Raw genomic sequence first — 10,580 nt, forward strand, 5'->3', positions numbered from 1 at the left:
AAATTAAATGATCCCCATTAGGGGACGGAAACTTCAAGTCTATCATTCTTATATGTGATTTTATATGTATCTTGCGTTAAATTAAATGATCCCCATTAGGGGACGGAAACTCTTGAATAGCTGAAACATTATTACGTTTCTTTTGGTTTTCTGGTTAAATTAAATAATCCCCTAATAGGGACGGAAACTATAATTTCTGGTGTGATGCTTTTCTTTTTTACACGTTTGCTAGTTAAAATAAATGAACCCCATTAGGGGACGGAAACGACTACGCTATCTGTAATATCGATAGTGCTTTCAATGTCTGTTGCATTAAATTAAATAATCCCCTGATGGGGCCGGAAACACCAATTAATACTTCTAATCGTTCAAAAGCCTCTTCTGCACTATTGTTAAATTAAATAATCCCCTTACGGGGACGGTTCTTATGTCAAAAACTCATATAAGTACAAAAATATAGCCAGTATATTCTTTTTAGTGAATATACTGGCTTTTTTGTATAAATCGGATGGTTTTTCTATTGGTTTTAATCAGAAATGAATATATAATGAAGACAATAGTTCTTTTATTTATTAAGTAGAGTTTGGAGGCGATGTGATGGGTAAATGGGATGCACTGGTAAAGGGTGCATTGCTTCATGATATCGGCAAAGTTGTGTATCGCGCTAATCAGGGAACCGATGCACATTCTAAGCGCGGCGCTGCTTTCATAGAGCCCTATTTTTCCGATATGGGCTTAAAGCAAAGTATTACTCATTGTTTGAAGTATCATCATGGGAAAGAGCTTAGTGCGGCTCAACTAGAAAATGATGATTATGCATACATTGTGTACGAAGCGGATAATATTGCTGCAGCTGTAGATCGTCGAGATCTTGAGGAAGGTGAAAATACCTCTACACAGAAGTTTGATAAAGAGTTACCGCTTCAATCAATCTTCCGTGTATTTGGCGGTAAAACTAGTACTCAACCCTTACAGTATTATCTACGTGGCATTGATGTGTCGGACCACTTTAATTATCCTGAAAATGATAAAACGATACGTGCATCAAGTGATAAATATAAGGCACTATATGATGTATTAGTACAGAACTTTCAGCAACAACCAATAGATAAGATGTCCGTTAATGAGTTGCTGAGAATTTATGAAGACACTATATCTTATATGCCATCTAGTACGGCAACAGATCAAGCTAATGATATCTCTTTGTATATGCATTCAAAGATAACAGCTGCAGTGGCACATAGTATGGTGCATTATTTTGAGGAACAAGGTATTACTGATTATAAAGAATACTGTTATCAGAATTCTAAAGAGTTCCGTGAAATGCAAGCGTTTCGATTAATATCTGGAGATATTTCTGGCATTCAGAATTTTATTTATACGATTCCGTCTAAAGGTGCATTGAAATCATTACGTGGTCGCTCATTCTATTTAGAAATTTTGATGGAACAAATTGTAGATGAGCTATTAGATGCATTGCAGTTAACTCGGGCAAACCTTATTTACAATGGTGGCGGTCATTTTTATGTATTGGCTTCTAATACAACAAAACTTGTACTGCTATTGAATCTATGGAAAAATCCATTAACGAATGGTTCTTAACCGTATTTGGTACTAAATTGTATTTAGCACTTGGTTCCGCTACAGCAACAGCTGCCGAGTTAATTCAATCGCAACGTACATTATTCCGTAAGGTGAGCCAATCTGTTGGTGAGGCTAAGTCTAAACGATATTCTGAACGACACCTAACAGATCTATTTAATCCAAATAGTACGTATAATACAGTTCTTCATGGGGAACGGGAATGTTCCATTTGTCACACTTCAACAGCAACATTATCGCCTTATGGTAAGGATAGCGATGCTGAGGCTTGTCCAATTTGTAATGGCTTGTATCGCTTAGGGGAACAGATTGTTGATAGTCGTGATACTGTCTTTGTATTAGCTCGTCCAAATAATAGTGATGCTTGTGAAAGTATTCCAAAGGTTGAGGTATATGTTAACAACTGGAATGATGATGCGGATAATTTGAGACTCTATCTCTATGTAGTTCCTGAAGCATTATTACAAAAGTTTGAAGCTAATCATGAGACTTTAAGAATCTACTCTAAGAATACAGCCAAAACAGGACATAATGTATTCAATCGTATTTGGCTAGCAGATTATGTAGCACGTAAGGATAATGGTCAAGTTTATGAATTTGAAGAACTTGCCGCATCTAGTGGCTTAGGTGATGATAAAGGTATTAAGCGACTTGGTGTATTACGGGCGGACGTAGATAATCTTGGGGCGGCTTTTATCGGAGGCTTTATTTCTGAAGGATCAGATCGATTCAAATACGGCACCTTATCACGCTATGCTGATTTATCTCGTGATTTGGCAATGTTCTTTAAGGTTGCTGTTAATAAAATGGCTCAGGGTGATGTACAAGGTTTTGGTACATCTGTTACACCATTTACTATTTGGGCAAATAAGCAAGTTACGACTAGAAAAATCCACGTTATTTATTCTGGTGGTGATGATGTATTTCTTGTTGGTGCATGGGACGAATTGTTAGAATTAGCAATTGATATTCGTGAAAAATTGGCAGAGGTTACAGATAATAAAACCACTATGTCTGCTGGATTAGCTTTATTTTCTCCATCCTATCCAATTAGTCAAATGGCAGCGATTACAGGTCTACTTGAAAGTATTGCTAAAGATAATGATGGCAAAGATAGTATTGCTTTATTTGGATTTGAAACAAATAAAAATGCTAATGGTGAAGAGTGGATATGTCGTCATGTGTATAAGTGGGAGGAACTCATTGATAATGTAATAGAAGATAAACTTTATACACTAGATCAATTGTTTGTTATTCCGGGGATTAATGAGGCTCAACCATCAAAACTGAAATTAGGGAAAGGTTTAGTCTATAAGTTGATGGATTTATTACAAGGTATTTTGAATGATAGAGTACAAGGAAATCATATTAATGTCGCTCGTATTCTTTATTTATTGGCCCGTCTAGAACCTAAGAAACATGACCCTACATATGGATCATATAAAAATTTTGTTACGGCAATTCATACTTGGATTCAAACAGAAGCAGATTGTAAAGCGTTATTAACAGCTTGCAACCTCATTGTTTACTATATGCGTGAGACGAAGTGAGGATAATTATATGGCACAAGATACATTTAATTGGAGTTTAGACCTTGTTAAGGTGGCTGAGGCCGTTATTAATAAGTTAGATAAGAATAAAAGTGGTAGTGCTTTTTTATTAAAATATGCACAGTTACGTAAAATTTTGTCTAGCATAGTAGCAATTAAAAATAAACTGAGTGTTGCTCAACGAAGAAGCAAAGCTTTTGATAAGTTACCTGATGATATTGCAATGGATGTACGTTTTTTAAAAACTACACTTTTGTACCAAGCTGGTCGTATTGAAGAGTCTGTTGGTCGTGGTAAAAAAGTTTATCCAGTAAAGCAATTGATTGATATTAGTAAGCTTTTAAACATGATTGAAGATATTGGAACAGATATTAAGCGTTTTGATTTACTTTGTAAATATGTAGAGGCTTTAGTGGCGTTCTATAAATATCGTTCTGTAGAGCTATCTCAATCACCAGAACCGACATTTAATACTAATCAAAATAATCGTCCATCAGTTGGTAATCGATAATAGGAGGAGCTTAACATGGAGAGTAATGATAAATTAAAATCCTTACGTGGTAAATTACTAATTACAGGTACTATTAAACTAGAAACGGGTATGCATATTGGGGCTAGTAATGACTTTGCACCTATTGGATCCGTTGATACACCATTCATTCGTGATGTAGTTACTCAAGAGCCAATTATCCCTGGTAGTTCTATTAAAGGCAAATTGCGTACCTTACTAGCTAAAAGCCATTGTGACGATTATATAATGAATGATATTAAAGAGGATAAAGAAGAAATTAAACGTTTATTTGGCTCCGTAAATCCTGTAAAACCAGCTCGTTTACAGTTTTATGATTTATTTATCACAGATGAAACTCGTCAACTGTTTGCTAATATAGAGACAGATACTTATATGGGTGAAATCAAGTTTGAAAACACCATTAATCGTATTGATGGTAGTGCTAACCCTCGTCAAATTGAACGTGTTCCAGCAGGTACTGTATTTACATTTAAAGTCGCATATAACATTGAAAATGAAGCCGAAGTTACTGAAGATATGAAGATTTTACAAGAAGGTCTTGCATTACTAGGTATCGACTATTTGGGTGGTCATGGGTCTCGTGGCTACGGTCGTGTAAATATTTCTATTGATGATGTGAAGCCAGTAGGTAATAGTGCTATTAATACGCAGGATTTATTAGATATATTAAGAAAGTAGGTTGTTATTATGAACTACTATCTATATCCATTGCGTTTTCTTACACCGGTACATTTCGGGGATACCTCAGAAGGGGGTAGTTTAGAAACTATTTCTCTTACATTAGGCTCTGATGCACTATTTGGTGCATGTTGTCATGAAATCTGCCATGATACAGGTTTATTACAATCTTTTATCGACTCTGTAAAAGATCAACATATTGTACTATCTAGTTTGTTTCCATACTGCATAGATAATGGCGAGTATCAATTGTATGTACCTACACCTATCATGCAAATTGATTCAAAAGAGCTGCCTATTACAAGTTTTGCAGAGACAAAACGGGTAGCTACAGAGCAAAAGAAGATTAAGAAAATTGAGTATATTCGTGCATTACAGTTACAAAATTTTAGTCAGTATATAGAGGCCGATATTTCACAAAAATATATGCCTACCTTTGGTGCTAAACAAACATCTGCGCAGGTAAATATGCGTGGAGAAATGAGCCGACCATATTATGTGGGCAACTATCAATTCATGTCACATACGGGGTTATACTTTATTGCTGGTTTTAATGACGATGCAAGCCGGGAGTTATTTGAAGGCATATTTGAAGTTTTAGGACTATCTGGTATCGGTGGTAAACGCAGTGGTGGTTATGGGAAATTTGAATTAGCTGACAATCCTATTAAACTAGAAGTTCAAGGTATTTTTGAAGATATCTCTGCTTTATATGCGTTGATTCATAATAAGCAAGGAAACATGATGTGTATTAGTGCTTGTGTTCCTACTAGTGATGAAGTGGCTACTTTAAAACAAGGTTCCTATAAATTACAAAAGCGTGGTGGCTTTGTAGGATCTGCTGGAAGTACGACTCAAGTAAAACGTAATTCCTATTATGTTGTTAAGGAAGGCTCTGTTTGTCCAAAAGCGTTAGTAGGACAAATGCTTACTATTACTGGGGATACTTTGCCTCATCCAGTATATCGTAATGGTATGGGCTTATGGATTGGGGTGGATTATGAGTAATCGTATAGATCATGCACAACTATCGCTCACTATTGTGAGCCCTACGAATATTGGTGGCCCTGAAAAGTTAACGACTAAGGATTATATGTATAATTACGATGCTGGTGAAGTATATCTTCTTAATAACTATGAGTGGTTTCGCTTTTTAGCAAATCATAATAAATTAGCAGAATTTGAATTATATATGCAGGATGAGATGGTAAGACCAAATGGCCGGACTATGTATGATTGGGCAAAAAATACTATTGGTGCATCTCAATTAACAAAAGATACATTAGGCCCTGCTATTGGCTCAATTATGAAATCATCGATATATAATAAAGGACGTAAAAACTCATTGAATGACATTACTCCTCAAATTCGTGGAGCCAATGGGGATGTTTATATTCCAGGTAGCTCGATTAAAGGTGTTATTGATAGTGCTATTATTTCACATATGCTTCGTAGAGATACTAGGTTTAGAGCTACAGTGCAACAAAAGCTAAAGGAAATTTTACAGAAATATAGTAATTTTCAATATGATAAGCGTCGTTGTAAGCGTGAAATTAGTTCCGTTTTACGTGAAGTTAATAAGTTGATTGATCGTAATATACAAGTTCTATTCAAGAATTCAGAAAAGAGAGTCAATGGTATTTTAGCTAGTGCTTTCCGAGGTATTTCTATTTCTGATGCTATGCCTATGAGTGTGATTCAAACAGAGGTTTTAAAGAAAGAGGATTCTTGTGTTGAAGAAGATGGAACTCATGATATTTCTGTACATCGTGAATGCATTTTACCAAATCAACAGTTTTCTTTTACATTAACCCTTGATACAGCTATGACTAAAGAAATAGGGATTACTAGTATTGATCAAGTGTTAGATATTTTACAGGAAGACTTTGATGCTACTCATAAGTTATTAGCCTCTAAATTTAAGAAAGTTAGTCCATCTATTTTTAAAGCTCTAGAATCAGCTAATGCTTATATTGGCAGTAATACAGGGTTTATTCAAAAGACAATTATCATGGCTGCTTTTACAGATGATGAAAAAACAGGAATTGATATTATTAGAGCTATTTTAGATGTAAATTTTCAAAAGGCTAAACATGATAGTAAGGATAAAATTATGGCACCACGAGCGATTAAATTAGTGAAGTGGAATGGCAATTATTATGAAATGGGGGGCATTCATATTGGCAGATAATGTTGAAATTATGGCCATTGAGTTAGCAATAACAGCAGATCCATCGATTAAAGTTGTACAGTCCATAGGTAGCGTGCTACATGGCGTCTTAATGGAGTTAGTGGGGACAGAATACGCAGGTCAGTTGCATGAAACGGGCCTGCGTCCTTATAGCCAATATATCTATTTTGATAAAGAAAAAGGTCAATATATTTGGCGCCTTTCTGCTGTAACAGCAGAGGCTGTTGAGCGTATATTACGACCAGCACTAGACATGCCTGAAAAGATTTTTTTGAAACAAAAACGAGGGCATATTTATATTCAAGATAGAACCATTTTAGAGGAAACCTCTTATGAAGCTTTAATGTCCAAGTTCTGGAGTGGTGAAGCAGAATATACGCAGGCTAAATTGCGGTGTGTGACTACAACAAGCTTTAAAGTAGATCAACAATATACGATATTCCCTGAAGCCTTTCGTATCTATCGCTATTTATTGCGTCAATGGAACCAGTTCACTACGTTTGAAATGATGGACTCTGAAGATTTATTAGCTGCGCTTGAATCGGCAGCTTTCATTCGCGACTATAATTTACGTATGGGCATGTATGGTTTAGAAGGGGTTAAAATCCGTGGTTTCCGTGGAGAGATTGTTATGCAATTTAAGCGAAATTTAGTGATGCAACGCATCTTATCTCTATTGACCTACTATAGCCAATTCACAGGGCTCGGAATTAAGACCGCATTAGGTATGGGTGGCGTACAAAGTGAGGTAGTACAATGAGAATTCTTTATACCCCAGTAGGGGATACAGATCCTATTCGTGGGTGCTATGATGGAGGGATGCTTCATATAGTAAGGCATTATAATCCCGATATGGTAATCCTCGTATTGAGTAAAGATATGGAGCAAAAGGAAGCATCTGACAGTCGATTTTCTAAGGCTTTAAAACATGTGAAAGCTGATTTAGATATCAAGCTTATACATACAGGTCTTGAAGATGTACATCGCATTGACACTTTACAACCGTTTGTTGACCATTTCTATGAGATGCTTTCAGAGTATCCTGATGCAGAGATATTGATTAACTTAAGCTCTGGTACTCCTCAAATGAAGTTAATTATGTCTTATCTTAGCGTGGAACATGATGCGGTACGAGGTATTCAAGTCGATAGTCCTCAAGGCGGCTCTAATCGATCTGAGCCAGCAGTTAATGATGACGAAGATATTGAAACTATCATTGAAAATAATCTTGATGATCAAGAAGATACCGAAAACCGATGTCATGAACCTCAGATGGGATATATTAAGCGTAACAATCTTAAACAATCTCTTCATACTCTTATTAATAGCTATAAATATAAAGAGGCTATAAGTCTTTATGAGCGTTATAAAAAAACATTCACCGATGAATTAGATAACGATGTTTTACCATTACTTGAACATGGAAAATTGCGATTAGAGCTAGAATATAAAGCAGCTTTAGAGAAAGTCAATAGGATAGGTGATTTATCATTAACATCTATATTTACCGATTGGAAACGGATAAAATTACATGAGTTTTTAATGCTTATGGAAGTTCGTTTAAAACAAGGACAAATTGAAGATTTTATTTTAAAGATTACTCCTTTTATGTATGAGTTAATGCGATATTATTTTTCTATGGTATATCATGTGAATTGGGATGAATTTGAGAAATGGACATCTGTAGGCCCTCGCACTAATATGGAAAGCTTTAAGGAAAAACACCCGCAGCTTTATTTTTCGTGGTATGCACATACTAAAACACCACAATTTAATGAGATTCAGCTCTCTTTAAACCATATGTTACATATGTTAGAGGATCAGCCAAATGTCAATTCTTTATTGCTGAAGCAACTAAAGGATATTCGTAATATTGAAAGAAAAATACGTAATAAAATTGCTCATGAAGTTGTTGTGTTGACAGAAGTAGAAATTTGTAAGTCTGTCAGTATTAAGTCTTTGCAGTCTTTTTTAGAGTTAATTCAAGCTGTATTTTCAACTATAATGAAACCATCAAAACAAAATAAATTAATTTACGATACTATCAATGCATATGTGTTAGAACAAATTCAATAGTGTAAATGCTCTTTGTGCCGAATAATTTTATAATTTATTATCTTTAGACCCAAATTGATTCCTTAGCGTATTCATTTATATAAAAGGAGGCGACTATATGTCATCCCTATATGTTACAGAAGCAGGATCGTTTATCAAGCGTGACGGGGGTCATGTTGTAGTTGGTCGTAATAATGAGGTATTGTTCGAGGTTCCTTTAGAGCGAATTGAAGATATTACTGTCTTTGACTCAGTATCTATAACAAGCTCATTGGTAACTGATTTTATTGAACGTGGCGTACCTATTACATGGCTATCTGGTTATGGAAAGTATTTTGGTACTATAATCAATACTAATACTATTGACATTAACAAACATAAGAAGCAATTTGATTTGTTAGATGATAATGCATTTAGAGTGGCTATGTCACGTAAAATTATTCGGGCAAAGGTGCGTAATCAGCTGACTATTCTTCGTCGCTACGCACGAAATCTAGAAGAGGATATCAATATAGATGTGCAAATTGCGAATATTAAATCTGTACGTAGCCATATTGGTGAATGTATGCGTGTATCTGAACTCATGGGCTATGAAGGACTGATAAGTCGTCTTTATTTTGAAGCACTAGGTAAAATTGTGCCATCTGTTTTTGCTTTTACAAAACGTACAAAACAACCGCCTCGAGATCCCTTTAATGCTATGCTCGGATTAGGTTATAGCATGCTGTTTAATGAAATCTTAGCTGGTGTTATTAATGCTGGTCTCCATCCATTCGTAGGAGTCATGCATAGCCTAGCTAAAGGCCATCCAGCCCTCGCATCTGACTTAATTGAAGAATGGCGGGCGCCAATTATAGATTCTATGGTGCTATCTATGGTGAGCCGTAATATGGTAGATTTATCCGAATTTGATAATTCTGATAAAGGTTGCTACCTGACAGCAGAGGGACGTAAGGCATTTTTAATGGCCTATAATAAGAAAATTCGTTCTGAAAATCAATATATTGATGATTGTAAAAGCTATCGTGAATCTATCTATAAACAGTGTAAGCAATTTGCTAGTGCAATTATACACGAAGATGTAGATTTGTATACGCCATTGGAGATTCACTGATATGAAAAAGTTTATCGTCCTAGTTATCTATGATGTGGTGGATAACAAAACGCGTAACCGTCTTGTTAAATGCTTGGAACGTTATGGCGTTCGTGTCCAAAAGTCTGCGTTTGAAGCTTTGCTTAATAGGAAGCAATATGATGCTATGATGCGGCGAGCTAGTAAGATGATTAACCCTATAGAGGACTCCTTACGAGTCTATGTCCTTGATGACATTATAAATATCTATACTTGGGGTATTGGAGAACGTAAGGAACAAGACTGCATCATTCTTTAAATATAAACAGTTATTCTCGATTAATACTGTTACGATGTAGAAGTGTAATTAACAATAATAGAATCATTAATATTGGTAAAAGTATTTCAAGACTTGATGTTTTGCATTGATGATTCTATTATTGTATTATCTATTTTCTTATATGATATAATGGGTCTAGAATTTAACTCCTGAGAAATTAAATCTGCGCCGTTGTTATAGTGGTGCGGTTTAACGGTGTTATTTTAGTTTGCTAAAGTGCCTTTTAGGATCAATTTGTAATCTCCGCCGTTTTTTGTATTTTGGAACCAGTAAATATCTGTTGTTTCAAAGACAGGGTTAAATTAAATAATCCCCTGGTGGGGACGGAAACGCAGTCGCTAGTTGGATGATTGCTATTATTAAGGGTAGCCACTTGTTAAATTAAATAATCCCCTGGTGGGGACGGAAACGAATAACTTCATCATTGCGTTTAATTTCTTTATAGTAGAATGGTTAAATTAAATAATCCCCTGGTGGGGACGGAAACTCAACTATAAAGCCCTCTACAATATCTGCGAATTGAGGTAATGGTTAAATTAAATAATCCCCTGGTGGGGACG

The 10,580-nt window shown here is 35.5% G+C and carries 8 protein-coding genes and 1 pseudogene; all 9 read left to right on the top strand.

Annotation, left to right across the window (positions count from 1 at the left end):
• Positions 1 to 597: 597 nt before the first annotated feature.
• The 9 genes and pseudogenes from cas10 to cas2 all read left to right on the top strand — a co-directional run bounded on the left by cas10 (position 598) and on the right by cas2 (position 9,999).
• Positions 598 to 3,152 (top strand): annotated as a pseudogene (cas10, locus tag HMPREF1865_RS09710) (type III-A CRISPR-associated protein Cas10/Csm1).
• A 10-nt stretch (positions 3,153 to 3,162) separates the two neighbouring features.
• On the top strand, positions 3,163 to 3,663 hold the full coding sequence (csm2, locus tag HMPREF1865_RS06545; protein WP_060919600.1) for a type III-A CRISPR-associated protein Csm2: 501 nt from the start codon (positions 3,163 to 3,165) through the stop codon (positions 3,661 to 3,663).
• A 15-nt stretch (positions 3,664 to 3,678) separates the two neighbouring features.
• On the top strand, positions 3,679 to 4,362 hold the full coding sequence (gene csm3, locus HMPREF1865_RS06550) for a type III-A CRISPR-associated RAMP protein Csm3 (RefSeq protein ID WP_060919601.1): 684 nt from the start codon (positions 3,679 to 3,681) through the stop codon (positions 4,360 to 4,362).
• Positions 4,363 to 4,371: 9 nt separating this feature from the next.
• Entirely contained in the window at positions 4,372 to 5,370 is a 999-nt protein-coding gene (gene csm4, locus HMPREF1865_RS06555; RefSeq protein WP_060919602.1) for a type III-A CRISPR-associated RAMP protein Csm4, read from the top strand.
• Entirely contained in the window at positions 5,363 to 6,553 is a 1,191-nt protein-coding gene (csm5, locus tag HMPREF1865_RS06560) for a type III-A CRISPR-associated RAMP protein Csm5 (RefSeq protein WP_060919603.1), read from the top strand. Before csm4 ends, csm5 begins: the two co-directional genes overlap by 8 nt.
• Positions 6,543 to 7,313 carry a CRISPR system precrRNA processing endoribonuclease RAMP protein Cas6 gene (gene cas6, locus HMPREF1865_RS06565; protein WP_060919604.1) on the top strand — a complete coding sequence of 257 codons (771 nt, stop codon included), beginning with the start codon at positions 6,543 to 6,545 and terminating at the stop codon, positions 7,311 to 7,313. Before csm5 ends, cas6 begins: the two co-directional genes overlap by 11 nt.
• Positions 7,310 to 8,629 (top strand): type III-A CRISPR-associated CARF protein Csm6, encoded by a 1,320-nt coding sequence (gene csm6, locus HMPREF1865_RS06570; protein ID WP_060919605.1) that lies wholly within the window; start codon positions 7,310 to 7,312, stop codon positions 8,627 to 8,629. Before cas6 ends, csm6 begins: the two co-directional genes overlap by 4 nt.
• Before the next feature lie 97 nt (positions 8,630 to 8,726).
• Positions 8,727 to 9,722, top strand: coding sequence for a CRISPR-associated endonuclease Cas1 (cas1, locus tag HMPREF1865_RS06575; protein WP_060919606.1), 996 nt, complete (start codon positions 8,727 to 8,729; stop codon positions 9,720 to 9,722).
• 1 nt (position 9,723) lies between these two features.
• Entirely contained in the window at positions 9,724 to 9,999 is a 276-nt protein-coding gene (cas2, locus tag HMPREF1865_RS06580) for a CRISPR-associated endonuclease Cas2 (protein ID WP_060919607.1), read from the top strand.
• Positions 10,000 to 10,580 lie beyond the last annotated feature (581 nt).

It is taken from the genome of Veillonella parvula (genome assembly GCF_001553335.1).
Lineage (GTDB): Bacteria > Bacillota > Negativicutes > Veillonellales > Veillonellaceae > Veillonella > Veillonella parvula_S.

What these genes read in the sequence shown, in the direction of transcription:
- csm2 (WP_060919600.1), top strand. Translation starts at nt 3,163, where the DNA reads ATGGCACAAGATACATTTAATTGGAGTTTAGACCTTGTTAAGGTGGCT.
- csm3 (WP_060919601.1), top strand. Translation starts at nt 3,679, where the DNA reads ATGGAGAGTAATGATAAATTAAAATCCTTACGTGGTAAATTACTAATT.
- csm4 (WP_060919602.1), top strand. Translation starts at nt 4,372, where the DNA reads ATGAACTACTATCTATATCCATTGCGTTTTCTTACACCGGTACATTTC.
- csm5 (WP_060919603.1), top strand. Translation starts at nt 5,363, where the DNA reads ATGAGTAATCGTATAGATCATGCACAACTATCGCTCACTATTGTGAGC.
- csm6 (WP_060919605.1), top strand. Translation starts at nt 7,310, where the DNA reads ATGAGAATTCTTTATACCCCAGTAGGGGATACAGATCCTATTCGTGGG.
- cas1 (WP_060919606.1), top strand. Translation starts at nt 8,727, where the DNA reads ATGTCATCCCTATATGTTACAGAAGCAGGATCGTTTATCAAGCGTGAC.
- cas2 (WP_060919607.1), top strand. Translation starts at nt 9,724, where the DNA reads ATGAAAAAGTTTATCGTCCTAGTTATCTATGATGTGGTGGATAACAAA.